The sequence below is a fragment of the Streptomyces sp. G45 genome (genome assembly GCF_049542095.1).
Classification (GTDB): domain Bacteria; phylum Actinomycetota; class Actinomycetes; order Streptomycetales; family Streptomycetaceae; genus Streptomyces.
Map to the genome: position 1 here is coordinate 4801776 of NZ_JBMUZU010000001.1, position 25484 is coordinate 4827259.

Consider the following 25484-nt stretch of genomic DNA (forward strand, 5'->3'; position numbering starts at 1 on the left):
GCGCCGTGGCGCGGTAGCTACTATACCCAACCCCGCTGGCGCGCGAGACGCACGGCCGCGTGCCGGTTCTCCGCACCGATCTTGGTGACCGCCGAGGAGAGGTAGTTGCGGACGGTGCCCTGGGACAGCGCGGCCCGCTCGGCGATCTCCGCGACGGGCGCGCCGTCGGCGGCGAGTTCGAGCACCTCGGCCTCGCGGGCGGTCAGCGGGGAGTCCCCGGCGGAGATCGCGTCGGCGGCCAACTCCGGGTCGACGTAGCGGTTTCCGGCGTGCACGGTACGGATGATCTCCGCGAGGCGCTGGGCGCTGACCGTCTTCGGGACGAACCCCCGCACACCGACCGCGAGGGCCCGCTTGAGGTGCCCGGGGCGGCCGTGGCTGGTCACGATCATGGTCCGGCAGTCGGGGAGTTCACCCCGGAGGGATGTGGCGACACTCACACCGTCGGCGCCGGGCATCTGGAGGTCGAGGACGGCGACGTCGGGGCGGTGGGCGCGGGCCATGGCGAGCGCCTCGGGCCCGGACGCGGCCTCGGCGACGACGACGAGGTCGTCCTCCAGGCCGAGCAGGGCGGCGAGCGCGCCCCGGATCAGATGCTCGTCGTCGGCGAGCAGCACCCGCACGGTCATGACACCCCCACTTCCCGCCCCGCCTCGCCCGCCCGCACGGTGTCCGGCCGGGCGGTGTCCTGCCGAGCGGCGTCCTGTCGGGTGGCGCCCCCTCGCGCGGTGTCCGTCCGCCCGGCCTCCGCCTGCCCGGTGTCCGCCTGCCCGGTGTCCGCCGCGGGCAGCGGGATCCGCGCGGTGAGCCGGAAGCGGCGCCCCGCCGTCGTGTGCTCCAGCGTGCCGTCCACGGCGGTGAGGCGCTCGCGCAGGCCCGCGAGCCCCGATCCGCCGGGGGCGGGGCCGCTCTCGGGCGCCCCGTCGTTCTCGATGGTCAACTCCGCGTACCCCTGGGTGTCCGCGGACTCGGTCGTCAGCTCCAGGGTGATGGCGCAGTGCCGGGCGTCGCCGTGCCGCAGCACGTTCGTGGTGCCTTCCCGTACGACCCAGGCGAGCGCCGACCGCACGGGCAGCGGCAGGTCGGCGGCCGGTCCGGTGACCCGGCAGACGATCCCGGCGGCTTCGAGGACGCCCTGGGCGCCGGTGAGTTCGGCGCCCAGCTCGGCCTCGCGGTAGCCGCGGACGACCTCCCGTATCTCCCGCTGGCACTGCTGGGCGATCCGCTGGACCTCGACCATCTGGTCCACGGCCTCGGGCCGCTCGCGCCGGGCGAGCTGCACGGCGAGTTCGCTCTTGAGCGCGATGACGGCGAGGTTGCGCCCCATCACGTCGTGCAGGTCGCGGCCGAAGCGCAGCCGCTCCTCGGCGACGGCGAGCCGCGCCTCCACCTCGCGGGCCCGGTCGGCCTCCCACATCACGGCCAGCGTCCAGGCCCCGCCGCGCGTGCTGAACAGGGCGACGGCCGCGCCGAAGGCGACGAGAAGGGCCACGCCGAGCAGCCGCCCGTCGCGCACGCCCGCCGCGGCGAAGCCGCCCACGGCGAACGCCTCGACGAACAGCAGCCGGACGCCGAACTGCCGCAGCGGGTAGGCGAAGGCGAGCGCGTCGCAGTGCGGGATGACGAGGAACGCGGTGACGGGCCCGATCATGCCGTCCTCGACGCTGTCGGTGGCCTCCAGGACGAAGGCGAGGACGAGGGCCAGCACCATCAGGGCGCGGGAGACGGCGATGTCCCGCGCGGGCAGCGGGGCACGCCCCAGGTAGTGGTCGAGGCCCCGGCGCAGGCCGTGGTTGACCTGGAGGCACTGGAGGGCGCCGGTCACGATCAGCGCCCAGCCGAGCGCCTGCGCGGACGCCCCGGGCCGCAGGCCGAGGCCGAGCGGCAGCGAGCCCCAGCTCAGGTACAGCAGCCAGGGCATGCCGTGCCAGACGGCCACCGACTGGAGTTCGACCCGTTCTATCTTGCTGCGCTCGCGCCAGGCGCGCGGCAAGCCCCTGATGCGGCCGACCACTTCGATCCCCTCCTCAGCGCCGGGGCTCCCAGCGGAACCACCGCTGTACAGCAAACACGCCGAGCGCGATCCAGGCCACCGCGGTGGCGATCGCCCGCAGCGCGTCCGGGGCGGAGAGGTTGCCGGTCCAGCCGCCCCGGATGAGCTCGACGACGGGCGTCAGCGGGAGCAGTTCGGCGACGGACGCCAGCTTGTCCGGCATGACTTCGAGCGGCATCACGGTGCCCGAGCCGATCATCGAGACGATCAGCAGCGGCATGGCCGCGACCTGCGCGCTCTCCACGCTCCGGCTGAAGCTGGACGTGGCGGCGGCGAGCAGCGGCCACATCACGAGGCCGAGCAGCATGCCGACGACGGCGTAGTGCGGCGCGCTGGGCGCGCCCACGTCGAGCAGCGCGGCGCAGGCGCCGACGAGCAGCAGACTCTGTACGAGGCCGATGGCGACGGACGGCAGCGCGGCGCCCGCGAGGATCTCCGGGTCCCGCAGCTCCCCGGTGCGCAGCCGCTTGAGTACGAGTTCCTCGCGCCGGGCCGCGTACACGCTGACCAGTGCCGCGTACACGGCGAAGAGCAGCGAGAAGCCGATCGCCGCCGGGAGCAGCACCGACCCGACGGATAGCCCGTGCTCCTCGAGGTCCATGTCCTCGGCGCTGGCCCGCAGGCTGAACGGCAGCACGAGCGGCACGGCGACGGCCGTGAACAGGACGCCCTTGCTGCGCCCGAGCAGCGTCAGCTCGGCGCGCGCGAGCGCCGCCATGCGCCGGGCGGGGGTGGTGACGGCGGGGGAGCGGCCGGGCACGGTGCGTGCGTCGGCCGGGGTGCTGGCCGGGGTGCTGGCGGGGGTGCTCATGCGGCGGTCTCCTGTGCTTCTTCGGCTGACACTCCGGCCTCGTACGTCATGTCGGCCCCGTCGGCCCCGTCGGTCCCGTCAGCCCCGTTGGCCTCGCGGGCGATGCGCAGGAAGGCCTCTTCCAGGGACGCGGCTCTGACGTCGAGTCCGCGCAGTTCGACGCGGCTGCGCTCGGCCCAGACGAGGAGGGCGGTGGCGGCGCGCTGGAGTTCGCCGGTGCGCAGCCGCAGGGTGCGGCCGCGCAGTTCGTGTCCGGTGACGCCGAGTTCGGGCAGCGGCGGCAGGTCGCCGACGTGGTAGCCGTCGGGCAGCTCGAAGGAGATGTGGGAGGGCTGGGTGGCGACGACGTCGGCGACGCGGCCGGTGGTGGCGATGCGGCCCTCGTGCAGGATCGCCAGGCGGTCGGCGAGCTGCTCGGCCTCTTCGAGGTAGTGGGTGGTGAGCAGCACGGTGGTGCCTTGTTCGCGCAGGGTGCGGACCAGGTCCCAGGTCTCGCGGCGCCCTTCGGCGTCGAGTCCGGTGGTGGGTTCGTCGAGGAACAGCACCTCGGGGTCGCCGATGAGGGCCATGGCGAGGTCGAGGCGGCGCTTCTCACCGCCGGAGAGCTGTTTGACGCGTACGCCGCCGCGCTTGCCGAGTCCGACGGCGTCCAGGGCCTCGCCGACGGGGCGGGCCCCGCTGGTGCACCCGGCCCACATGCGCACGGTCTCGCTGACGGTCAGCTCGGAGGGGAAGCCGCCTTCCTGGAGCATGACGCCGATGCGGGGGCGCACCGTGGTCCGCTCGGTGTACGGGTCGTGTCCGAGCACGCGGACGCGGCCGCCCGCGGGGGCCGCGAGCCCTTCGAGCAGCTCGACGGTGGAGGTCTTGCCCGCGCCGTTCGTGCCGAGCAGAGCGAACAGCTCACCGCGGGGCACGGTGAACGAGATTCCCCGGACCGCCTCAAATCCGCCCGCGTAGGTGCGTCGCAGATCGGTGACGTCGATCACTTGGTCAGTCATGCTTCCAGCGTCGTCCCGGGGGCGGGGCCGGGGCAGTGCGCGCTGTCACCACTGGCCGTGACAAATGTCAGACGCCGGGCCCGCCGGGGCGGGCGGTGCGGGCGGGGCACGACAAAGGCCCCGGTCGATGACCGGGGCCTTTCTCTCTGGAGCGGACGACCAGGTTCGAACTGGCGACCTCAACCTTGGCAAGGTTGCGCTCTACCAACTGAGCTACGTCCGCATTGCCTCCGACCGGCTCTCACCGATCGGCGCGAGCACCAGCTTACCTCACCCGGAGGGGTGGTTGGTGAGCGGTGCGGAGCGGGTGACAGGAATTGCACACTGCGCCTTCCCCCTGGAAGGGGGATGTTCTGCTACTGAACTACACCCGCGTGGCTTCGAGGTCTTGGCCTTTCGGCCCCGCCCCCTCGGCGTGCTCCAGACTCTAGCGGATGATCAGGGGTGCAACGCAAGTCGGTTCCGCCCGGCGCCTTTGACGGGGCCTTTCCCACCCGCCCAACCGTGCCTGCCCGGTTGCGGGGTGCCGCCGCCGTCGGCGTCTGCGCCCGGGATGCGCACGGCCTGGGAGTACCGGGCGGGCGGGCGGGAAGCCGCCGCGCAGCGGCGGGGCGGTTGTGGGGCGAGGCGCGCCGCCTGGGAGTCCCGGGCGGGCGGGCGGGAAGCTGCCGCGCAGCGGCAGGGGTACTGGCCGCAGGGAGGCTGCCGCGCAGCGGCGGGACGGGGCCCCCGGGGCAACCCCAGGGCCCCGCTCAAGGCCAGGCGGCCATTAGTTGGCGGCGGCGAAAGCCTCGTACACCCTCTTAGGGATCCGCCCGCGCGGCGGCACGTCCATCTGGTGCGACCGCGCCCACGCGCGCACGGCCGCCGGGTCCGGCGTCACCGCCGTGTGCCGGTAGGCCTTGCCGGACTTCGCCTGCTTGCGGGCCGCCTTGAGGTAGGGGGCCAGCTCCTTGCGGAGTTTCTCGGCATTGGTTTCGTTGAGGTCGATCTCGTACGACCTTCCGTCGAGACCGAAGGCGACCGTTTCCGCCGCTTCTGAGCCGTCGATGTCGTCATAGAGAGTGACCACGACACGCTGCGCCACGAATATCGGTCCTTTCGTGCGACGCCACCGCATATGACATGCGCTGATGCCGACTGTCCGGCAGTTTGGGGACGAAGTATCGGCTATTGCCAATTCCTTTGTACAGTGCCCGGCATTGAATGGGGAAGCCGACGAAAACTGACCGCGTGTTCCGGTGGCGGGATCCGGCGGGATCCGGTGGGAAGCCGCGGGAAGCCCTGGCAAGCCGCGGAATGCGGATCGGCCCCGCTCGCAGGGGAGCGTGCACGGGCCGGAGGGCCCGGCGCAATGCCGGACTGTGATCTTTTCCAGGATTTTTCGCGCACGTCTCCCGTGCGCCGCCCGCCGCACCGGCGGGGACGATCACCAACGTGACTGCGGTCACGTACGTTGCTACGAATCTACGCGGGTAGAAATTTTGTGCGGGTAGTCTGAAGGAACCCTGCTCGGAGGGCACGCACGCCGCACCCGCCAGCAGCACACGCAAGCACCACACACCGGGAGTGCCAGTGGCACGCGTCGTAGTCGACGTCATGCTCAAGCCGGAGATCCTCGACCCCCAGGGACAGGCGGTGCAGCGTGCACTGCCGCGCCTCGGATTCCAGGGCATCTCCGATGTACGTCAGGGAAAGCGCTTCGAACTCGAAGTGGACGGGCCGGTGGACGACGCCGCGCTCGCCCGTATCCACGAGATGGCGGAAACCTTCCTCGCCAACACCGTGATCGAGGACTTCGTCGTAAAGGTCGAGGCCTCCGAGGGAGCAGCGGGAGCCGACAAGTGACGGCCCGAATCGGCGTCGTCACTTTTCCGGGCACCCTCGACGACCGCGACACCCAGCGCGCCGTGCGCGTCGCGGGCGCCGAGCCGGTGCCGCTGTGGCACCGCGACAAGGACCTCAAGCAGGTCGACGCCGTCGTGCTGCCCGGCGGTTTCAGTTACGGCGACTATCTGCGGGCCGGGGCGATCTCCCGTTTCTCGCCCGTGATGGAGTCGGTCATCGACCAGGCCAAGGCGGGAATGCCGGTCCTCGGCATCTGCAACGGCTTCCAGGTCCTGACCGAGACGCACCTGCTGCCCGGCGCGATGCTGCGCAACAACCACCTGCACTTCATCTGCCGCGACCAGAAGCTGCGGGTGGAGACCGACAGGACCGCCTGGACCGCCGACTACACGCCGGGCCAGGAGATCTCCATCCCCCTGAAGAACATCGACGGTCGCTATGTCGCCGACGAGCGCACCCTCGACATGCTGGAGGCGGAGGGCCGCGTCGCCTTCCGCTACCTGGACGTGAACCCGAACGGCTCGCTGCGCGACATCGCGGGCATCACCAACGAGGCCGGGAACGTCGTCGGCCTCATGCCGCACCCCGAGCACGCGGTCGAGCCGCTGATCGGGACCGGCCGCACGGACGGCCTGGGATTCTTCACCTCCATCCTGAAGAAACTGGTGGACGCCCGATGACCCTCGACACCGTCAAGCACGCGACGGAGACCCCCGAGGCCGCGCAGCCCTGGAAGGAACTCGGCCTCAAGGAGGACGAGTACGCCCGGATCCGCGAGATCCTCGGCCGCCGCCCGACCGGCGCCGAGCTGGCCATGTACTCCGTCATGTGGTCCGAGCACTGCTCGTACAAGAGCAGCAAGGTCCATCTGAAGCAGTTCGGCGAGAAGGCTCCCGAGAACGACGCGATGCTCGTCGGCATCGGCGAGAACGCGGGCGTCGTCGACGTGGGCCAGGGCTACGCCGTGACCTTCAAGGTCGAGTCGCACAACCACCCCTCGTACATCGAGCCGTACCAGGGCGCCGCCACCGGCGTCGGCGGCATCGTGCGCGACATCCTCGCCATGGGCGCCCGCCCGGTCGCGGTCGTCGACCCGCTGCGCTTCGGCGCCGCCGACCACCCCGACACCAAGCGCGTCCTGCCCGGCGTCGTCGCCGGAATCGGCGGCTACGGCAACTGCCTGGGCCTGCCGAACATCGGCGGCGAGGTCGTCTTCGACCCCTGCTACCAGGGCAACCCGCTGGTCAACGCCGGGTGCATCGGCGTGATGAAGCACGAGGACATCCACCTCGCGAAGGCCTCCGGCGCGGGCAACAAGGTCATCCTGTACGGCGCCCGCACGGGCGGCGACGGCATCGGCGGCGTCTCGGTCCTGGCGAGCGAGACCTTCGAGTCGACCGGGCCCGCCAAGCGCCCGGCCGTCCAGGTCGGCGACCCCTTCCAGGAGAAGCTCCTCATCGAGTGCACCCTGGAGATCTTCAAGGAGAAGCTGGTCGCGGGCATCCAGGACCTCGGCGGCGCCGGGCTCTCCTGCGCCACCAGCGAGCTGGCGTCGGCCGGTTCGGGCGGCATGCGCGTCGACCTGGACACCGTCCCGCTGCGCGACGCGACCCTCTCCCCTGAGGAAATCCTCATGAGCGAGTCGCAGGAACGCATGTGCGCGATCGTCGAGCCCGACAAGGTCGGCCGGTTCCTGGAGATCTGCGAGAAGTGGGACGTCATCGCCACCGTCATCGGTGAGGTGACGGACGGCGAGCGCCTGGAGATCTACTGGCACGGCGAGCAGATCGTGGACGTGCCGCCGCGCACGGTCGCCCACGAGGGCCCGGTCTACCACCGCCCCTACGAGCGTCCCAGCTGGCAGGACGCCCTCCAGGCCGACGACGCGGGCAAGCTGCCGCGCCCGGCGACCGCCGAGGAGCTGAAGGCCCAGGTCCTGAAGGTCGTCGCGTCGCCGAACCAGGCCTCCAAGGCGTGGATCACCGACCAGTACGACCGCTTCGTGCAGGGCAACACGGTCCTCGCCCAGCCCGAGGACGCGGGCATGGTCCGCGTCGACGAGGAGTCCAACCTCGGCGTGGCCATGGCCACCGACGGCAACGGCCGGTACGCGAAGCTCGACCCGTACGCGGGCGCCCAGCTCGCGCTCGCCGAGGCGTACCGCAACGTCGCCGCGTCCGGCGCCAAGCCGCTCGCGGTCTCCGACTGCCTGAACTTCGGCTCGCCCGAGGACCCGGGCGTGATGTGGCAGTTCGCCGAGGCCACGCGCGGACTCGCCGACGCCTGCCAGCAGTTGGGCACCCCGGTCACCGGGGGCAACGTCTCCCTGTACAACCAGACCGGCGAGACGGCCATCCACCCGACGCCGGTCGTGGCCGTGCTCGGCGTCATCGACGACGTCACGCGCCGCACGCCCATCGCCTTCAGGGAAGAGGGCCAGCTCCTCTACCTGCTGGGCGACACCCGCGAGGAGTTCGGCGGCTCCGCCTGGTCCCAGGTCGTCCACGACCACCTCGGCGGCCTGCCGCCCAAGGTCGACCTGGAGCGGGAGCGGCTGCTCGCCGAGATCCTGATCTCCGCCTCGCGCGACGGCATGATCGACGCCGCGCACGACCTGTCCGACGGCGGTCTCGTCCAGGCGGTCGTGGAGTCCTGCCTGCGCGGCGGCAACGGCGCCCGGCTCGTCGTGCCCGACGGGCTCGACGCGTTCACGTTCCTGTTCTCCGAGTCGGCGGGCCGCGCGGTCGTGTCCGTGCCGCGCAGCGAGGAGCTGCGGTTCACCGACATGTGCGGCGCGCGGGGCCTGCCGGTCACGCGCATCGGCGTGGTGGACGGCGAAGCGGTCGAGGTCCAGGGCGAGTTCACCCTCGACCTGGCCGAACTGCGGACCGCCCACGAGCGGACGATCCCGGCGCTGTTCGGCTGATCCGCCGACGTACGCCTTCGGGCCCCGTCCCGCTGTGGGGCGGGGCCCCTCCGCGGCACGGGCCGGAGCGCCCCGAAGGGGCGCGGGGAACTGCGCGACCAGCCACGACGAGCCCGCGGATGAAGGGACCGAAGGCGCACCGAGCCCTCAGTGGGCGTACCCCCGCAGCTCAGCGGTGTAGAGGGTGACCCCGATGAGCTCCGGCAGCGCCACCTTCGCGCCGAAGCGGGCGGTCTGCGTGAGCGCGTACTCCCCCGCCTCGGGGTCCGGCTCGCTGTGCACGACGACCGTGCGGCTGTGCCGGTCGATCAGCAGGTACACCGGGATCCCCGCGCCCGCGTAGGCGCCGGGCTTGACCTCGCGGTTCCTGCGGTGCGTGTCGGAGTCGTACGAGGTGACCTCGACGGTCATGAACACGCCGCTCGCATCGGCCCAGTCGGGCTTGCCCCGGAAGTAGCCCTCCGGCGCGAGGGAGCCGTCCGGCCGGGCGCGGCCCGTGGGGCACTGCCACTCCTCGACGGTCAGTCCGTGCCGGGCGCTGTAGAGCCGCAGGTCACGGCGTTGCCGCTCGCACTGCCGCCGCAGCCAGGCGATGATCTCGCCGTGCTCGCTGTCCGGTAAGCCCTTGACACCGATCCGGCCGTCGATGAACTCCAGGCGCACCGACGCCGACGCGGCGGCGACGGTTCTCTCGATCGCCTCGAACTCCTCGACGGGCAACTGCGGCGGCTCGGCTATGACCGACATGGCGCATCCCTTCCCGGGCACCGGACCTGGTCCGGACCGAGGCGATCCGGACCGGCGTTGATCTAGACCAGGTCAGTGTTGATCAGGCGGTGCGGGCCGGGCGGGGCGGTTCCCGGGAGGCTCACCCTGATGAGGGCATCTCGCTCGCCGCCGCTCACGCCGCGTTCCCGGCGTTCCCCGCACCTCATCTCCTGCCTGGGCGTCCTTCACCGGCGCCCCACTGTTGTGCGGAATTACGTAATTACGTAAGCTCTGGTCATGGATCTTGAGGAGCGGGTCGCCGAGCTGGAGCGGCGCGTGGCGGCGCTCGAAGTCGCTGAGGGCCCTGAAGGCGCCCGGCCGCCGTCACCCGAGGCGGTGGACGGCGCCTTCTGGGCGCTCGACGGGCTGAAGGCGCAGCTCGCGGGCCTCGGCGCGGCCGACGGCGGCGTCCTGTTCACGGGCGCGGTGCGCCTGCCCACCGGGCAGCGGTACGAATGGCAGTACGGCCAGGTCACCCCGGACGTCCTCGGCGAGGACCTGGCGGCGGCCGCCGAGTCGTTCGCCGCGCTCGGCCACCCGGTGCGGCTCCGCCTGCTCCGCGAGATCCTCGGCGGCCGCCGCACCGCCGCCGAGCTGGCCGAGCTGGACGACCTCGGCACGACCGGGCAGATCTACCACCACCTGCGCCAACTGACCGGCGCGGGCTGGCTCCAGACCGGCGGACGCGGGCGGCACGAGGTGCCCGCGGGGCGGGTGGTGCCCCTGCTCGTGGCGCTCTCGGCGGCCACACCGTGACCGGCCCACCGTGACCGGCCACACCGTGACCGGCCGCGACCACATGGCCAGGAGCCCCCGCGACTGAGGGGGCGCTCCGACTCAGGGCGCGCCGTGACCCGGGCGCCCGCCGGACACCGTACGACTGGGGGACACATACCATGACCGTCCGCAAGCTCTGCTCGATACTCCAGCGCCTGCTGGTGTACGTCTTCTTCGCGCTCGTCATCGGCGGCTTCTTCGTCGACTACCCCTTCGCCTGGTGGCTGCTCTTCGCCCCGCTGGTGCTGTCCTGGGCCGCGGGCATCGCCGCGGGCCGGTCCGCCAGCCGCGAGCTGGCCGTCGCCCCGCGCGCGCCCGTCGAGGTCCGCGCCCCCGTCACCGGCCGTTGGTCCGCGCTCAACAGCCCCGCCGACAAGATCCCGAGCCACGGCGTGCACGTCTACGGCCAGACGTACGCGATCGACATCGTGGCCGAGGACGAGCGGCACCCCCGGCCCGGCTTCACCTGGCTGTGGCCGCTGGCCCGCCGCCCCGAGCGCTACCCGGCGTTCGGCGCGGACCTCGTCGCCGTCGCCGACGCCACCGTCGTCCGCGCCGAGGACGGCCAGCGCGACCACCTCAGCCGCAGCTCGCTGTTCGGCGTGCTCTACCTGCTCCTCGCCGAGGGCGAGCTGCGCGGCCTCGCCGGGGCCCGCCGGGTCGTCGGCAACCACGTCATCCTCGACCTCGGCGACGGCACGTACGCCGCGTACGCCCACGTGCAGCGCGGATCGCTCGCCGTGCGCCCCGGGGAGCGGGTGCGCGCCGGGCAGACCATCGGCCGCTGCGGGAACTCCGGCAACTCCTCCGAGCCGCACGTCCACTTCCAGCTGATGGACGGCCCCGACCTGGACTCCGCGCGTGGCGTCCCCTTCCGCTGGGCGGGCGTCGGGGTGCCCGCCAACGGCGAGGAGTTCACGGTCGCCGAGGAGTCCGCCCCGGCCGCCTGACCAGCGGCGAACGCCCCTCGGCGACCGGTCGCGCGTGCGTAAGGGGCGAAAATCCGCCCTGGTACGGTGCGGCCATGGCGGCACAGGACGGCGCCGGGCCGGAGCTCGGCCTGCGCGAGCGCAAGAAGCGGCAGACCGCGGCGCGGATCTGGCGGACCGCCGTCGACCTGTTCGCCGAGCGCGGCTTCGAGAAGGTGTCCGTGGCCGAGATCGCCGCCGCCGCCGACGTGTCCAAGATGACGGTCTTCAACTACTTCGGCACCAAGGAGGACCTGCTCCTCGGCCCGATGGAACAGCACGTCGGCGACGCGGCGGACGCCGTGCGCGCCCGCGCCGCCGGGGAGTCCGCCGCCGACGCGCTGCGCCGTCTGCTGCTCACCCAGATCGAGGCCCGCGACGCCTCCGTCGGCCTGAGCGACAGCGGCCATCTGATGCGGACCATGCAGCTCATCGTCGAGACGCCGGTGCTGCTCAAGCGCGCGCACGACTTCCACGTACGCAGCCAGGGGCTGCTCGCCGACGTGCTCGCCGAGGAGACCGGCGAGGGCGTCCTCGCCCAGGTCGCCGCCGCCCAACTCCTCGGCGTGCGCAACGCGGTGTGCGCGGAGATCGTGCGCCGCCGCAAGGCGGGCGAACCGCTCGACCGCATCGCCGAGGACGTCGTGCGCCTCGCCCACGACGCCTTCGACCTCGTCGAAAAAGGCCTCAGCGGATACGCGGTGAAGGCTTAGGCTCCGCTCATGCCCCCGGCCAGGAAGCGCCCGCGCGCGTACGACCCGACGAAGATCCGCACCGCCGTCCTCACCCAGTACGCGGCCGTGCGCCAGGCGGTCGCCTCCCTCACCGACGAGCAGTTCGCCCGGCCCACCCGGCTCGGCGACTGGACCGTGCGGGAGCTGGCCGCGCACCTGACCATGGCGCTCGCCGCGGTCGTCCGCGCCCTGGACGCGCCCGCGCCCGCCAAGGCCGAGGTCACGCTCCAGAACTGGGCGTTCCAGACCTCGGCCGCCGCGGACCAGGTCGACGACGACGTCCGTGGCATCGTCGCCGCGCACCCCGACCTCGACGCCCTGTTCGCGCGCCCCCTGGACCGGCTCACCGCGGAACTGCCGGGCATCCCCGCCACCCGCGTCGTCCCCATGCGGTTCGGCGGCATGGCGCTCGGTGATTTCATGGTCACCCGCACCGTCGAACTGATCGTCCACACCGACGACCTGAACGCCGCCGTGCCGGGCCTCGACGTGCCGTACGACCGCCAGGCCCTGGCCGCCTGCACCCGCCTCCTCGCCGACACGCTCGCCCTGAAGGCTCCCGGCGGCGCGGTGGAGTTCCGCGTTCCGCCGTACGCCGTCGTGCAGTGCGTCGAGGGCCCCCGGCACACCCGCGGCACCCCGCCCAACGTCGTCGAGACCGACCCCCTCACCTGGATCCGCCTCGCCACGGGCCGCGCGACCTGGGCGGCGGAACGCGACGCCGCGCGGGTCTTGGCGAGCGGAGAGCGGGCCGACCTGGCGGCGCTGCTGCCCCTGATGAGCTGACCCGGCGGCCCTGCCCCGCCCGGCGGCGCACCCCCGGAACCAGAGCCCGCCCCGCCCCGTCACAGCGACATGTACAAGCAGCGCGTGACCCAGACCCTCACCGTTCTCGCCACCGCCGGGCTGCTCGCTGCCTGCGGCTCGGAGTCGGGGGACGACGCCAAGTCCGGCTCCGGCTCGGGCGGCTCCAAGGCGCCCCTGACCGGCGTGCGCTGGAACGTCGTCAGCCTGACCGTCGACGGCAAGAAGCACGACGCCCCGAGCGGCGCCTACGTCCGGCTCGGCGGCAAGGGCGGCACCGGCGGCCACTTCGGCTGCAACGGCTACGGCGCCGACGTCTCCGTCAAGGGCGACACCGTCGACTTCACACCCGGCGCCCACACCGAGATCGCCTGTGACGCCCTCGACTTCGAGAACCGCCTCGCCCGCGCCCTCGACGGCAGGCTCAAGGCGGACCGCGCCGGGCTCGACGACGGCCGCCTGACGCTCACCACCAGCAAGGGCGACCGCATCGACCTGACCTCCGAGCCCGTCGAGCCGCCCGCCCCGCTCCAGGGCACCACCTGGACCGTCAGGTCCGTGGGCAAGGGCCAGGCGGCCCGGCCGCTGCCGAAGCAGGTCGCGGGCAAGGCCGAGCTGACCTTCGCCAAGAACGGCACGGTCCGCGGCAACCTCGGCTGCAACGACGTCAACGCCACGGCCAAGCCGGGCGACGGCGCGATCGCCTTCGGCGCCCCGAAGACGACCCGCATGATGTGCCAGGGCGCCAAGGGCACGACGGAACGGGCCCTGCTGAAGCTGTTCGACGGCAGGACCCGCTACGAGGTGAGTGACAAAGGACTCACTCTGACCGCCGACGACGGCACCGTCGTCACCGCGACCGCCGACAAGGGCTAGCCCGCCCGGCGCCCGAGGACCAGCCGCGAAGCTGCGGGAAATGGGGGTTCCAGGGGGCGAAGCCCCAGGTTCCGGGGAGAGGCGGGCCGACGGCGCCCCCGCGCGGGCCCACCGCCTACTCCCCGGTACCCTCCGATCCCGAATTCGGACCAGTGGTCGATCTCGCCTACACTCGGTGCCGTGCCACGTGGTGACGGTCGACTCAATCACGACCTGCTCCCCGGCGAGAAAGGCCCCCAGGACGCGTGTGGCGTCTTCGGGGTCTGGGCGCCGGGTGAAGAGGTCGCAAAGCTCACGTACTTCGGGCTCTACGCCCTCCAGCATCGGGGCCAGGAATCCGCGGGTATCGCGGTCAGCAACGGCTCCCAGATCCTCGTCTTCAAGGACATGGGCCTCGTCTCGCAGGTCTTCGACGAGACCTCCCTCGGTTCCCTCCAGGGTCACATCGCGGTCGGACACGCCCGCTACTCGACCACCGGAGCCTCCGTCTGGGAGAACGCCCAGCCCACGTTCCGTGCCACGGCCCGCGGCTCCATCGCCCTCGGCCACAACGGCAACCTGGTCAACACGGCCCACCTCGCCGAGCTGGTCGCCGACCTGCCGAAGGAGAACGGCCGCGCCACCCAGGTCGCCGCGACCAACGACACGGACCTGGTCACCGCCCTGCTCGCGGGCCAGACCGACACCGACGGCAAGCCGCTGACCCTGGAAGAGGCCGCCGCGGTGGTCCTGCCGCAGGTCAAGGGCGCCTTCAGCCTGGTCTTCATGGACGAGCACACGCTGTACGCGGCCCGTGACCCGCAGGGCATCCGCCCCCTGGTCCTCGGCCGCCTGGAGCGCGGCTGGGTCATCGCCTCCGAGACCGCCGCCCTCGACATCTGCGGCGCCAGCTTCGTCCGCGAGGTCGAGCCGGGCGAGTTCATCGCTGTCGACGAGAACGGCCTGCGCACCTCCCGCTTCGCGGAAGCGAAGCCCAAGGGCTGTGTCTTCGAGTATGTCTACCTGGCCCGGCCCGACACCGACATCGCGGGCCGCAACGTCTACCTCTCGCGCGTCGAGATGGGGCGGAAACTGGCCAAAGAGGCGCCGGTCGACGCCGACCTGGTCATAGCGACGCCGGAGTCCGGCACCCCCGCCGCCATCGGCTACGCGGAGGCCTCCGGCATCCCCTTCGGCGCGGGCCTCGTCAAGAACGCGTACGTCGGCCGGACCTTCATCCAGCCCTCCCAGACCATCCGCCAGCTCGGCATCCGCCTGAAGCTGAACCCGCTCAAGGAAGTCATCAAGGGCAAGCGCCTGGTGGTCGTCGACGACTCCATCGTCCGCGGCAACACCCAGCGCGCCCTGGTCAAGATGCTCCGCGAGGCGGGCGCCGCCGAGGTCCACGTCCGGATCTCCTCGCCGCCCGTGAAGTGGCCGTGCTTCTTCGGCATCGACTTCGCCACCCGCGCCGAGCTGATCGCCAACGGCATGACCATCGACGAGATCGGCACCTCCCTCGGCGCCGACTCCCTGTCGTACATCTCGATCGACGGCATGATCGAGGCCACCACCATCGACAAGCCGAACCTGTGTCGCGCCTGCTTCGACGGCGAGTACCCGATGGAGCTGCCCGACCCGGAGCTCCTCGGCAAGCAGCTCCTGGAGACCGAGCTGGCCGCGGGCCCCGCGGCCACGGCCGCGGCCGACGCGATCCGTCGCCCCTGAGCCCTCTCACCAACCCCGAAAGACCCCAGGCAATGTCTGAGACAACTGCTGGTACCGGTGCCTCCTACGCGGCGGCGGGCGTGGACATCGAGGCGGGCGACCGCGCCGTCGAGCTGATGAAGGACTGGGTGAAGAAGACCCAGCGCCCCGAGACGGCCGGTCTCGGCGGCCTCGGCGGCTTCGCCGGGCTGTTCGACGCCTCCGCCCTCAAGCGCTTCGAGCGCCCGCTGCTCGCCTCCGCCACCGACGGCGTGGGCACCAAGGTCGACCTGGCCCGGCAGCTCGGCGTGTACGACACGATCGGCCGCGACCTGGTCGCCATGGTCATGGACGACATCGTGGTGTGCGGCGCCGAGCCGCTGTTCATGACCGACTACATCTGCGTCGGCAAGGTCCACCCGGAGCGCGTCGCCGCCATCGTCAAGGGCATCGCCGAGGGCTGTGTGCTCGCGGGCTGCGCCCTCGTCGGCGGCGAGACGGCCGAGCACCCGGGCCTGCTCGGACCCGACGACTTCGACGTCGCGGGCGCGGGCACCGGCGCGGTCGAGGCCGACCGCGTGCTCGGCGCGGATCGCATCCGCAAGGGTGACGCGGTCATCGCGATGGCGTCCTCCGGCCTTCACTCCAACGGGTACTCGCTGGTCCGGCACGTGGTCTTCGACCGCGCCAAGATGACCCTCGACCAGCAGGTCGAGGAGTTCGGCCGCACCCTCGGCGAGGAACTCCTGGAGCCCACCCGGATCTACTCCCTGGACTGCCTGGCGCTCACCCGCACCACCGATGTGCACGCCTTCAGCCACGTCACCGGCGGCGGCCTCGCCGCCAACCTGGCCCGGGTGATCCCGGACGGCCTGCACGCCACGGTCGACCGCTCCACCTGGACGCCCGGCGCGGTCTTCGACCTCGTCGGCACCGCCGGTCAGGTCGAGCGCCTGGAGCTGGAGAAGACCCTGAACATGGGCGTCGGCATGATCGCCGTCGTGCCCGAGGACTCCGTCGACGTGGCCCTGGCCACCCTCGCCGACCGCGGCGTCGACGCCTGGGTCGCGGGCGAGATCACCGACCGCGGCGACCGCGCGACGGGCGCCGAGCTCACGGGTGACTACGCCCGGTAGGCCGCCCCGGGCTGACCGGGCCGCTCGGGCCGCTCGGGCTGTCCGGACGGCCCGGACCGCTCGGGCAGTCCGGACAGCACAAAACCCGGTCCGGCGTGACACCCCGGACCGGGTGAGTGCGATGTATCGCTGTCGTCCTCTGGAGTTCCGCTGTCCGCGGGACGAACGGAGGAATCCGCGGGACGTACCGGATGTACGAGGTCAGGCGCCGCGGCGCTGTGGCGACGGGCCGGACTCGTCCGCGTCCTCGTCGTCCTCGTCGTCGGTGTTGTACAGCTCCGCGTACCGCGCGTACGGGTCTTCTTCGTCCTCGTCCTCGAACGGCTCGCCATTCGGCGGCTGCTGCGAAGTCGAAGCGCCCAGCTCGTTGGCCAGACGCGACAGGTCAGTCCCACCGCTGTTGTACTTCAGCTGGCGGGCGACCTTCGTCTGCTTGGCCTTGGCCCGGCCGCGCCCCATGGCTCGACCCCCTCGGTATCGGGGCTCATGGCCCCAGAGTCTTGACACGCGTTCATGATCTGGAACGGACTCTCCATGGAGAGACCGATCCGTAGGGCTTCCACGGTACCTGTTCCTGCGGCCATACGGTACGTCGCCCGCAGGACGCGCCTTGGCGCACGACCGGCGGGGAGCCCCTTCCTCGCTGGTCAGCAGCGATTTTAACCTCTTCTTGGCAGACGACACGGCGGCGGGCGTGAGTCTCGTCTCGTCACACCGGTTTTTCCGCCGCCACGACTGAGGTGGCGGAAACGCGCACCCCCCGGATTCCCGCCCGTAAGGCGCGGGAAGGCCGGAAATCCGAGGGACGCGCCGAGGGGCGCTTTTCGGTCGATTTCCCGAGAGTCGCGAGGGCGCCCCCGCGTGGCCGCGGTGTCCGTCAGCGGGCCGTGCGGGCCTCCGCCATCCGCTGCTCGGCGATCCTGTCGGCCGCGGCGGCGGGCGGAATTCCGTCTTCCTTCGCGCGCGCGAAGATGGCGAGCGTGGTGTCGAAGATCTTCGACGCCTTGGCCTTGCAGCGGTCGAAGTCGAAGCCGTGCAGCTCGTCGGCGACCTGGATCACGCCGCCCGCGTTCACCACGTAGTCCGGCGCGTAGAGGATGCCGCGGTCGGCGAGGTCCTTCTCGACGCCGGGGTGCGCGAGCTGGTTGTTGGCCGCGCCGCACACCACCTTCGCGGTGAGGACCGGGACGGTGTCGTCGTCGAGGGCGCCGCCGAGCGCGCACGGCGCGTACACGTCCAGGCCCTCGTGGCGGATCAGCGTCTCGGTGTCGGCGACCGCCGTGACCTGCGGGTACTTCTGCGTGATCCGCAGCACCGAGTCCTCGCGCACATCCGTGATCACGACGTCGGCGCCGTCCTCGACGAGGTGCTCCACGAGGATGTGCCCGACCTTGCCGACGCCCGCGACGCCGACCGTGCGGCCGCGCAGCGTGGGCTCGCCCCACAGCGTCTCGGCGGAGGCCCGCATGCCCTGGAAGACGCCGTAGGCGGTGAGCACGGACGAGTCGCCCGCGCCGCCGTTCTCGGGCGAGCGGCCGGTCGTCCAGCGGCACTCGCGCGCCACGACGTCCATGTCCGCCACGTACGTGCCGACGTCGCAGGCCGTCACGTAGCGGCCGCCGAGCGAGGCGACGAACCGGCCGTAGGCGAGCAGCAGTTCCTCGCTTTTGACGCGGTCCGGGTCGCCGATGATGACGGCCTTGCCGCCGCCGTGGTCGAGACCGGCCATGGCGTTCTTGTACGACATCCCGCGCGCGAGGTTCAGCGCGTCGGCGACGGCCTCCTCCTCGGTGGCGTACGGGTAGAAGCGCGTACCGCCCAGGGCGGGGCCCAGGGCGGTGGAGTGAATGGCGATGACGGCCTTGAGGCCGCTGGCGCGGTCCTGGCAGAGCACGACCTGTTCGTGGCCACCCTGGTCCGAGTGGAACAGGGTGTGCAGGACGCCGTCGGTTACATCGGTCACGGTGGTGACTCCCGGTTACGTAGCGGCGGTTGGGCGGGTTGCCCGTGCGGGTGGCGGGCCCCGTTGGGCATGAGAGTAGAGCCTGTCGGGTCCCTCCCGCCGCACGGTGCCCGGCTTCACTCTGTCCCGTCCCCGGGAGGATCACTCGCCCGGAGTGCGCGGCGGCGACCCGGCGCGGGGGCGGCACGTGCGCGACGGAGTGCGGCGGGGTTCGGCCATGGCACGATGCGCAGTGTTTTCCGGCCGCTGCGCGGGGGAGGGGAGGAGCCGTGCCCAAGGTGTCATCGGTGGTCGTCCCGTACGCGTCGTACTTGCGCGTGTACGAGCCCCTCGCCGCCTTCCCCGAGCCCGAGCGCAGCCACTGGGCGCGCTACGCGCGGCGCGCCGAGCGCCCCTCGTACCAGGACGAACTGCGGGCCTCTCTGGCGGACTTGGTGCCCACGCCGCCGATCCCGGTGCCGGTGCACGAGAGCCGGGACGCGTTCGTGGTGGAGAGCGACGGCGTGGTGTGCGTCTGCCCGTGGCGGACCCGGCTGCGCGGCTGGCAGGCCCTCGGCGACCTCGCCGGGCAGCTGCCCGCTCCGGTCCTGGACGCGGTCCTGCCGCCGGTGGTGCGCCGCCAGGCCACCGCGGACTACGAGGCCTGGCTCACCGAGAACCCCGACGCCCGCCCGTGGATCAGGTCGGCCACCTGGCACGTGCCGCTGAACTGGTTCGTGCTCGTCACCGACGAGGAGCGGTTCTACGACGAGGGGGCCGGGGACGGCGCGGCGCCGGTGCTGCGCTACCGCACGCCGATGGTGCAGGCGCGGCGCCGGGTGGCGCGGGGCCTCAAGGCGCTGCGGGAGGCGATGGACGAGGGGCCGCTGATCGACGGCCTGGTGGACGTGGGCCGCTGGCTGGAGGAGTTCCACCCGCGCTCCCTCGTCGAGCTGGACTACGGCGGCCTGGTGCACGCGCTGCCGCAGGAGTTCCTGGACGGCGACCACTCGGCGGCGGACGTGGCGGCCGGGATCGAGGCGCTGCGCGACGGCGACGGGGTGGGCGCGGGCGAGGCGTACGCGCGGCTCGTGGAGCGCTGGCGCGCGGTCCGCGAGCGGCAGTTCTCGAACTGACGTCGGCTTCCCTTGACGTTTCCTTGACTCTTCGACCGGGGCAACTGCCGCCGGTCTGGTGCATCCTGGGCGTTCCCCCTTGTCCGGGGCCGTCCCGGGGTGCTGCGGCGCGGCGTGTCCCGCCGCCGGGACGTAGGTCCCGATCCGGGCCTTTGCCTCAAGCGTGATGGACCGCACTTAACTGACCCTTGCGCCGATCGGCCTTCCTCATGCCAAAATAGGACAAGGAGTCCGGACAGGGCTCCATCCGTCCAACTAAGGGCGGAATGCTCAGCATTGCACGCTATGGGGGGTCTGTTGACTCCTGATCGCTCTGTGACTGATCGTCACTGTGGCGTGACTGTCCGCTATGGCATGGTCCATCGGCTTCCGTCGCTGATGGACACCTGGGAGGGCAATTCCATCGGTTTGGCCGACGCGGCTGGACGGATGGTGTAGTTGTAGTGCCGAGGACAAGCCGTTCGTCCTATAACCGACTCGACTCGCGTCCGCCATTTCGGGCAACGCGGGTCAAGGTGCAGAATTTAGAGGAATGAACCGAGAAGGTTCGGTTCTCCCGAGGAGGCCGCTCATGACCGCTCGCACCCCTGATGCCGAGCCGCTGCTGACCCCGGCTGAGGTCGCCACGATGTTCCGCGTCGACCCCAAGACGGTCACGCGCTGGGCCAAGGCTGGCAAGCTCACGTCGATTCGCACGCTCGGCGGGCACCGCCGCTACCGCGAGGCCGAGGTCCGCGCCCTGCTCGCGGGCATTCCGCAGCAGCGCAGCGAGGCCTGAGGCACGGCGTTTTCGCCGTGAAAGCGCAGTAAAAGCACCACATCGGGCGAAGGGTTCCACCGCAGCCGGGTCCCCCAATCCGGCCGTACCGTCCGACACACAGCTCCATACGACACGGATCCCGCCCCAACGGGGCCCATGCCCGCACCACTTGGGTACGTCGTCGATCGCGCTGGACTCCGCCGGGTCCAGCGCGATTTTGCTGTGCGCGCATGTGCTGTTCCGGGGCTCTGTGCGCCGCCTTGTTGATCCCTGAGGCCGTTCCCGAAGCGGTGCGCCACCGGCGCATGGGCCGGGTGGTGCAATTGCACATATTAGATTGACCTGTTGTAGGCAGGGGGTAAGTTCCGTACTTTTGGAAACCCGGCCGGTGACTACCGTCACACGTTCCGTATCTTGTTGCCCTTGCCGCTCTTGCGCTAGTGGGAACATTCCGTTCTGGCTGTCAGCTTCCCATCGCCGGGGTGGGTCACGCGTCGGCTTTGGTCATGCCTTGGGGGGACTTTCGTCCTCGTATTGCCTCTCGGGTCGCCTCTCGGGCTCTCCGGGGCCCTCGGCGGTCTCCACGGCCGTCTCCATGGCCGCCTCTGGGGCGGCTCCCCGGGCGCCCTCCTGGGTGCCCGCGCGGACGTCTCCACGGCCGTCTCCATGGCGAGCCGCAGCAGGCGGTGACAGATCGGGCAGTGCCGGGTCAGATGGCGATAGCCGGACGCCGCCGCGAGGTGCGCGCGCAACAGGGCGCGGGTCTCGTGGCGCACGGGTCGCTCGGGTCGTGCGGGTGCGGTCATCGGCCCACCTCCACAGGGGCGGTGGGCCCGCTCTCCTCGGCCCTCGCCCTGCTGTCTGGGGTACCGGCGGAATGTGACCCCGTCAAGCCGAGCCCCACGGGAACGAGCCGCACAGGCCGACACGAGCCCCCGCGCCCGCCGACGGCGAACGCCCCTACGAGGAGCGGGCACACGAAAAGCGGGTTGCCCCCGAGGGGGCAACCCGCTGACGCGGTCCTGACGGGATTTGAACCCGCGGCCTCCACCTTGACAGGGTGGCGAGCACTCCAAACTGCTCCACAGGACCAGGTTTCGCAGCTCCGAATGTTGCTCTGTGCTGCGAGAAGAGACTGTACAGCAGGTGCGCGCCCGGGTCGAACTCGCTCTGCGTGAGCGGCCCGTCACCGGCTCACCACCGGTCCGGCGGCTACCCGTCACCGCTCCGGCGGCTACGGAACCAGCGCGTCGATCGCCTTCACGATCCGCTTGTCCGAGACGGGGTGCGCCGTGCCGAGCGCGTGCGCGAAGTAGCTGACGCGCAGCTCCTCGATCATCCAGCGGATGTCGAGGGCCTCCCGGGGGACGGGCCGCCCCTGCGGGAACTGCTCCAGGAGCCACGCGTACTCGTCGCGCATCTCGCGGACCTTCTCCATGCGCGTGGTGTCCCGCTGCGCGTTCGTCGGCATCTGCTGGAGGCGGCGGTCCGCGGCGACCAGATAGCGCACCAGGTCGGGCAGGCGCCGCAGCCCCGTCTCCGTGACGAAGCCCGGCTTGACGAGCGCGTCGAGCTGCTCGCGGACGTCGGTCAGGTTCGCCAGCAGGGCCGGGCTGCGCGTGGCCTTCAGGCGCCGCTCACAGGCCTGCCAGGCGGCGAGGACCTGCTGGGCCTGGGCGACCGCGCGGACCGTCGTGTCGACGATCTCGGCGCGCACCTTGTCGTACAGCTTGCGGTAGGACTCCTCGTCCCAGACGGGGCCGCCGAAGTCCGCGATGAGCCGGTCCGCGGCGGCGGTCGCGCAGTCGTCGAACAGGGCCTGCATGGAGCCGTGCGGGTTCGCGGACAGGGCGAGCTTCTGCTGGTTGGTGAGCTTGTCCTGGGCGAACTTGGCGGGGTTCACCGGGATGTTCCGCAGGATCAGGCGGCGGGTGCCCTTCCACATGGCCTGCGCCTGCTCGGCCTCGGTGTCGAAGAGGCGTACGGAGACGGTGTCGCCGTCGTCGACGAGGGCCGGGTAGGCCTTCACGGGCTGGCCCGCGCGCCGGGTCTCGAAGACGCGGGAGAGGGTGCCTATCGTCCAGTCCGTGATCCCCGTGCGCTCGACGGAGGTGCCGCCGGTGCGCTCCGCCGTGGCCGCCGCGGCCTGGGAGAGGGCCTTGCGGGCCTTCGGCTTCAGGCGGAGCTTCAGGGACTCCAGGTCCTTGTCCTCGGCGAGCTTGCGGCGCCGCTCGTCGGTGATCCGGAACGTGATCTTCAGGTGGTCGGGTACGCGGCTCAGGTCGAAGTCGTCGCCGTGGACCGGGACGCCGACCATCCGCTGCAGCTCCCGCGCCAGCGTCACGTGCAGCGGCTCCTGGAGGGGCACGGCCCGCTCCAGGAACGCCTTCGCGTAGTTCGGCGCCGGGACGTAGTGGCGGCGGATCGGCTTCGGCAGGGAGCGGATCAGCTCCGTGACGACCTCCTCGCGCAGGCCCGGGATCTGCCAGTCGAAGCCCTCCGGGGAGACCTGGTTGAGCACCTGGAGCGGGATGTGGACGGTCACGCCGTCCGCGTCCGCGCCCGGCTCGAACTGGTACGTCACCCTGAACTTCAGCGGCCCCTGACGCCAGGAGTCCGGATAGTCGTCCTTGGAGACGTCCCCGGCGCGCTCGTTGATGAGCATGGACCGCTCGAAGTCGAGCAGTTCCGGCTCCTCCTGCCGCTTCTTCTTCCACCAGGAGTCGAAGTGCGCGCCCGACACCACGTGCTCGGGGACGCGCTGGTCGTAGAAGTCGAAGAGGGTCTCGTCGTCGACGAGGATGTCGCGGCGCCGCGCCCGGTGCTCCAGCTCCTCGACCTCGGTGAGCAGCTTGCGGTTGTCGGCGAAGAACTTGTGGTGCGTGCGCCAGTCGCCCTCGACGAGCGCGTTGCGGATGAACAGGTCGCGGGAGACCTCGGGGTCGATCCGCCCGTAGTTCACCTTGCGGTCGGTGACGAGCGGGACGCCGTACAGCGTCACCTTCTCGTACGCCATCACGGCCGCCTGGTCCTTCTCCCAGTGCGGCTCGCTGTAGGTGCGCTTGAGCAGGTGCTGGGCGAGCGGCTCGACCCACTCCGGCTCGATGCGCGCGTTCACCCGCGCCCACAGGCGTGAGGTCTCCACCAGCTCGGCGGACATCACGAAGCGCGGCGGCTTCTTGAAGAGCGCGGAGCCCGGGAAGATCGCGAACTTGGCGTTCCGCGCGCCCAGGTACTCGTTCTTCGCGCCGTCCTTGACGTCCTTCATGCCCACGTGGGACAGCAGCCCGGCGAGCAGCGAGATGTGCACCTGCTTCTCGGGGGCGTCGCTGTCGTTCAGGTGGATGCCCATCTGCTTGGCGACCGTCCGCAGCTGGGTGTAGATGTCCTGCCACTCGCGGATGCGCAGGAAGTTCAGGAACTCCCGCTTGCACATGCGGCGGAACGCGGACGAGCCCAGCTCCTTCTGCTGCTCGCGCACGTACCGCCACAGGTTCAGGTACGCCAGGAAGTCCGAGGTCTCGTCCTTGAACCGGGCGTGCTGCTGGTCGGCCTGGGTCTGCTTGTCGGCGGGGCGCTCGCGCGGGTCCTGGATGGACAGGGCGGCGGCGATCACCATGACCTCGCGGACGCAGCCGTTCTTGTCGGCCTCCAGGACCATCCGGGCCAGGCGCGGGTCCACGGGCAGCTGTGCCAGCTTGCGGCCCGCCTGCGTGAGGCGCTTGCGCGGGTCCTTCTGCGCGGGGTCGAGGGCGCCCAGCTCCTGGAGGAGCTGCACGCCGTCGCGGATGTTGCGGTGGTCCGGCGGGTCGATGAAGGGGAACTTCTCGATGTCGCCGAGCCCCGCGGCGGTCATCTGGAGGATGACGGAGGCCAGGTTCGTCCGGAGGATCTCCGCGTCCGTGAACTCGGGCCGGGCGTTGAAGTCGTCTTCGGAGTACAGCCGGATGCAGATGCCGTCGCTGGTGCGGCCGCAGCGGCCCTTGCGCTGGTTGGCGCTGGCCTGGCTGATCGGCTCGATGGGCAGCCGCTGCACCTTGGTGCGGTGGCTGTAGCGGGAGATGCGGGCCGTGCCCGGGTCGATGACGAACTTGATGCCCGGGACGGTGAGGGAGGTCTCGGCGACGTTCGTGGCGAGCACGATGCGTCTGCCCGTGTGCGGCTGGAACACGCGGTGCTGCTCGGCGTGCGAGAGCCGCGCGTACAAGGGCAGCACTTCCGTGAACCGATACTTCTTCTTCTCCAGCGCGTCCGCCGTGTCGCGGATCTCGCGCTCGCCGGAGAGGAAGACCAGGATGTCGCCCTTGCCCTCGGCCATCAGCTCCTCGACGGCGTCCGTGATCGCGGTGATCTGGTCGCGGTCGGGGTCGTCGCCGTCCTCCTCCAACAGCGGGCGGTAGCGCACCTCCACCGGATACGTGCGCCCGCTGACCTCGACGATCGGGGCGTCGCCGAAGTGCCGCGAGAAGCGCTCCGGGTCGATGGTCGCGGAGGTGATGACGACCTTCAGGTCCGGGCGCTTCGGCAGCAGCTGGGCGAGATAGCCGAGCAGGAAGTCGATGTTGAGGCTGCGCTCGTGGGCCTCGTCGATGATGATCGTGTCGTACGCGCGCAGCTCGCGGTCCGTCTGGATCTCGGCCAGCAGGATGCCGTCCGTCATCAGCTTCACGTACGTGTCGCCGCTGACCTGGTCGGTGAAGCGGACCTTCCAGCCGACGGCCTCGCCGAGCGGCGTGTCCAGCTCGTCGGCGACGCGCTCGGCGACCGTGCGGGCGGCGATGCGGCGCGGCTGCGTGTGCCCGATCAGACCGCGCACGCCGCGGCCCAGCTCCAGGCAGATCTTCGGGATCTGCGTGGTCTTGCCGGAGCCGGTCTCGCCCGCGACGATCACCACCTGGTGGTCGCGGATCGCCGCCAGGATCGCGTCCTTCTTCTGGCTGACGGGCAGCTGCTCGGGGTACGTGATCGCGGGCACGCCGTCGGCGCGGCCCGCCATCCTGGCCTCGGCCTGCTCGACGTCCCGCGCGATCTCGGCGAGGACGGCCGCGCGGGCCTCGGGCTTGCGGATCCGGCGCGCACCTTCGAGCCGCCTGCCGATGCGGTGCTCATCGCGCAGCGAGAGCGCCGACAGGCGGGGGGCGAGGGCGTCGAGGGTGAGGGCGGGATGCGTAGACATACGCGATCCAGGATCTCACCCGGCGCTCGGAGGTGGCGAACCGATTTCGCGGGGCGCGTCCCGTGCTTCCCGGGGCGCACAC

Annotated in this window: 22 protein-coding genes and 3 tRNA genes; 12 read left to right on the forward strand and 13 right to left on the reverse strand. The window is 71.5% G+C overall.

From position 1 onward, the window contains the following. Window positions 1-20: 20 nt before the first annotated feature. The 7 genes from ACOBQU_RS20055 to ACOBQU_RS20085 all read right to left on the reverse strand — a co-directional run bounded on the left by ACOBQU_RS20055 (window position 21) and on the right by ACOBQU_RS20085 (window position 4952). Window positions 21-629, reverse strand: a complete 609-nt coding sequence (locus tag ACOBQU_RS20055) for a response regulator (RefSeq protein ID WP_423628704.1) — start codon at window positions 627-629, stop codon at window positions 21-23. Continuing rightward, complete coding sequence (locus ACOBQU_RS20060) at window positions 626-2014, reverse strand: sensor histidine kinase (RefSeq protein ID WP_423628705.1); 1389 nt, start codon at window positions 2012-2014, stop codon at window positions 626-628. Before ACOBQU_RS20060 ends, ACOBQU_RS20055 begins: the two co-directional genes overlap by 4 nt. A gap of 13 nt (window positions 2015-2027) precedes the next feature. Next, window positions 2028-2864, reverse strand: a complete 837-nt coding sequence (locus ACOBQU_RS20065; RefSeq protein ID WP_423628706.1) for an ABC transporter permease — start codon at window positions 2862-2864, stop codon at window positions 2028-2030. Then, window positions 2861-3865 (reverse strand): ABC transporter ATP-binding protein, encoded by a 1005-nt coding sequence (locus tag ACOBQU_RS20070; RefSeq protein ID WP_423628707.1) that lies wholly within the window; start codon window positions 3863-3865, stop codon window positions 2861-2863. The genes ACOBQU_RS20065 and ACOBQU_RS20070 overlap by 4 nt, the downstream gene beginning before the upstream one ends. Window positions 3866-4012: 147 nt before the next feature. Continuing rightward, window positions 4013-4088 (reverse strand) — tRNA-Gly (locus ACOBQU_RS20075). Between the two features lie 79 nt (window positions 4089-4167). Continuing rightward, window positions 4168-4239 (reverse strand) — tRNA-Gly (locus tag ACOBQU_RS20080). A gap of 395 nt (window positions 4240-4634) precedes the next feature. Continuing rightward, entirely contained in the window at window positions 4635-4952 is a 318-nt protein-coding gene (locus tag ACOBQU_RS20085; protein WP_423628708.1) for a histone-like nucleoid-structuring protein Lsr2, read from the reverse strand. 488 nt (window positions 4953-5440) lie between these two features. On the opposite strand from ACOBQU_RS20085, the gene purS reads away from it, so the two are divergent. From purS to purL, 3 genes are read left to right on the forward strand one after another with little or no spacing between them, the layout of a single operon-like run. After that, entirely contained in the window at window positions 5441-5713 is a 273-nt protein-coding gene (purS, locus tag ACOBQU_RS20090) for a phosphoribosylformylglycinamidine synthase subunit PurS (RefSeq protein WP_423628709.1), read from the forward strand. Further along, the gene (purQ, locus tag ACOBQU_RS20095) at window positions 5710-6393 is read left to right on the forward strand and encodes a phosphoribosylformylglycinamidine synthase subunit PurQ (protein WP_423628710.1); all 684 of its coding nucleotides are present in this window, start codon (window positions 5710-5712) and stop codon (window positions 6391-6393) included. Before purS ends, purQ begins: the two co-directional genes overlap by 4 nt. Continuing rightward, complete coding sequence (purL, locus tag ACOBQU_RS20100) at window positions 6390-8639, forward strand: phosphoribosylformylglycinamidine synthase subunit PurL (RefSeq protein WP_423628711.1); 2250 nt, start codon at window positions 6390-6392, stop codon at window positions 8637-8639. The genes purQ and purL overlap by 4 nt, the downstream gene beginning before the upstream one ends. 147 nt (window positions 8640-8786) lie before the next feature. Here purL and ACOBQU_RS20105 read toward each other — a convergent pair whose 3' ends face one another. Continuing rightward, complete coding sequence (locus tag ACOBQU_RS20105) at window positions 8787-9386, reverse strand: Uma2 family endonuclease (protein ID WP_423628712.1); 600 nt, start codon at window positions 9384-9386, stop codon at window positions 8787-8789. A gap of 258 nt (window positions 9387-9644) precedes the next feature. Between ACOBQU_RS20105 and ACOBQU_RS20110 the strand changes: the two genes are divergently transcribed. The 7 genes from ACOBQU_RS20110 to purM all read left to right on the forward strand — a co-directional run bounded on the left by ACOBQU_RS20110 (window position 9645) and on the right by purM (window position 16388). Then, a complete protein-coding gene (locus ACOBQU_RS20110) occupies window positions 9645-10163 on the forward strand; it encodes an ArsR/SmtB family transcription factor (protein WP_423628713.1) in 519 nt (172 codons plus the stop codon). Between the two features lie 140 nt (window positions 10164-10303). Further along, window positions 10304-11134: a murein hydrolase activator EnvC family protein gene (locus tag ACOBQU_RS20115; protein WP_423628714.1), complete on the forward strand. Its 831-nt coding sequence runs from the start codon at window positions 10304-10306 to the stop codon at window positions 11132-11134. 74 nt (window positions 11135-11208) lie between these two features. Then, window positions 11209-11865: a TetR/AcrR family transcriptional regulator gene (locus tag ACOBQU_RS20120; protein ID WP_423628715.1), complete on the forward strand. Its 657-nt coding sequence runs from the start codon at window positions 11209-11211 to the stop codon at window positions 11863-11865. Window positions 11866-11874: 9 nt separating this feature from the next. Next, on the forward strand, window positions 11875-12672 hold the full coding sequence (locus tag ACOBQU_RS20125) for a sterol carrier family protein (RefSeq protein ID WP_423628716.1): 798 nt from the start codon (window positions 11875-11877) through the stop codon (window positions 12670-12672). An 84-nt stretch (window positions 12673-12756) separates the two neighbouring features. Next, complete coding sequence (locus ACOBQU_RS20130) at window positions 12757-13566, forward strand: META domain-containing protein (protein ID WP_423628717.1); 810 nt, start codon at window positions 12757-12759, stop codon at window positions 13564-13566. Between the two features lie 180 nt (window positions 13567-13746). Next, window positions 13747-15273, forward strand: a complete 1527-nt coding sequence (gene purF / locus ACOBQU_RS20135) for an amidophosphoribosyltransferase (protein WP_423628718.1) — start codon at window positions 13747-13749, stop codon at window positions 15271-15273. A 32-nt stretch (window positions 15274-15305) separates the two neighbouring features. After that, complete coding sequence (gene purM / locus ACOBQU_RS20140) at window positions 15306-16388, forward strand: phosphoribosylformylglycinamidine cyclo-ligase (protein WP_423628719.1); 1083 nt, start codon at window positions 15306-15308, stop codon at window positions 16386-16388. Between the two features lie 201 nt (window positions 16389-16589). Here purM and ACOBQU_RS20145 read toward each other — a convergent pair whose 3' ends face one another. After that, window positions 16590-16847 carry a DUF3073 domain-containing protein gene (locus ACOBQU_RS20145; protein ID WP_423628720.1) on the reverse strand — a complete coding sequence of 86 codons (258 nt, stop codon included), beginning with the start codon at window positions 16845-16847 and terminating at the stop codon, window positions 16590-16592. Between the two features lie 418 nt (window positions 16848-17265). After that, window positions 17266-18351, reverse strand: a complete 1086-nt coding sequence (locus ACOBQU_RS20150; RefSeq protein WP_423628721.1) for a Leu/Phe/Val dehydrogenase — start codon at window positions 18349-18351, stop codon at window positions 17266-17268. Window positions 18352-18620: 269 nt separating this feature from the next. On the opposite strand from ACOBQU_RS20150, the gene ACOBQU_RS20155 reads away from it, so the two are divergent. Further along, window positions 18621-19466 carry a hypothetical protein gene (locus ACOBQU_RS20155; protein WP_423628722.1) on the forward strand — a complete coding sequence of 282 codons (846 nt, stop codon included), beginning with the start codon at window positions 18621-18623 and terminating at the stop codon, window positions 19464-19466. Window positions 19467-20037: 571 nt separating this feature from the next. After that, the gene (gene bldC / locus ACOBQU_RS20160; RefSeq protein WP_003949541.1) at window positions 20038-20244 is read left to right on the forward strand and encodes a developmental transcriptional regulator BldC; all 207 of its coding nucleotides are present in this window, start codon (window positions 20038-20040) and stop codon (window positions 20242-20244) included. 419 nt (window positions 20245-20663) lie between these two features. Here bldC and ACOBQU_RS20165 read toward each other — a convergent pair whose 3' ends face one another. The 3 genes from ACOBQU_RS20165 to hrpA form a co-directional block, all read right to left on the reverse strand. Further along, window positions 20664-21032, reverse strand: a complete 369-nt coding sequence (locus tag ACOBQU_RS20165; protein ID WP_423628723.1) for a DUF6274 family protein — start codon at window positions 21030-21032, stop codon at window positions 20664-20666. A gap of 211 nt (window positions 21033-21243) precedes the next feature. Then, a tRNA-Asp gene (locus ACOBQU_RS20170) sits at window positions 21244-21318 on the reverse strand. Between the two features lie 142 nt (window positions 21319-21460). Further along, window positions 21461-25402 (reverse strand): ATP-dependent RNA helicase HrpA, encoded by a 3942-nt coding sequence (hrpA, locus tag ACOBQU_RS20175; protein WP_423628724.1) that lies wholly within the window; start codon window positions 25400-25402, stop codon window positions 21461-21463. Between the last annotated feature and the right edge of the window lie 82 nt (window positions 25403-25484).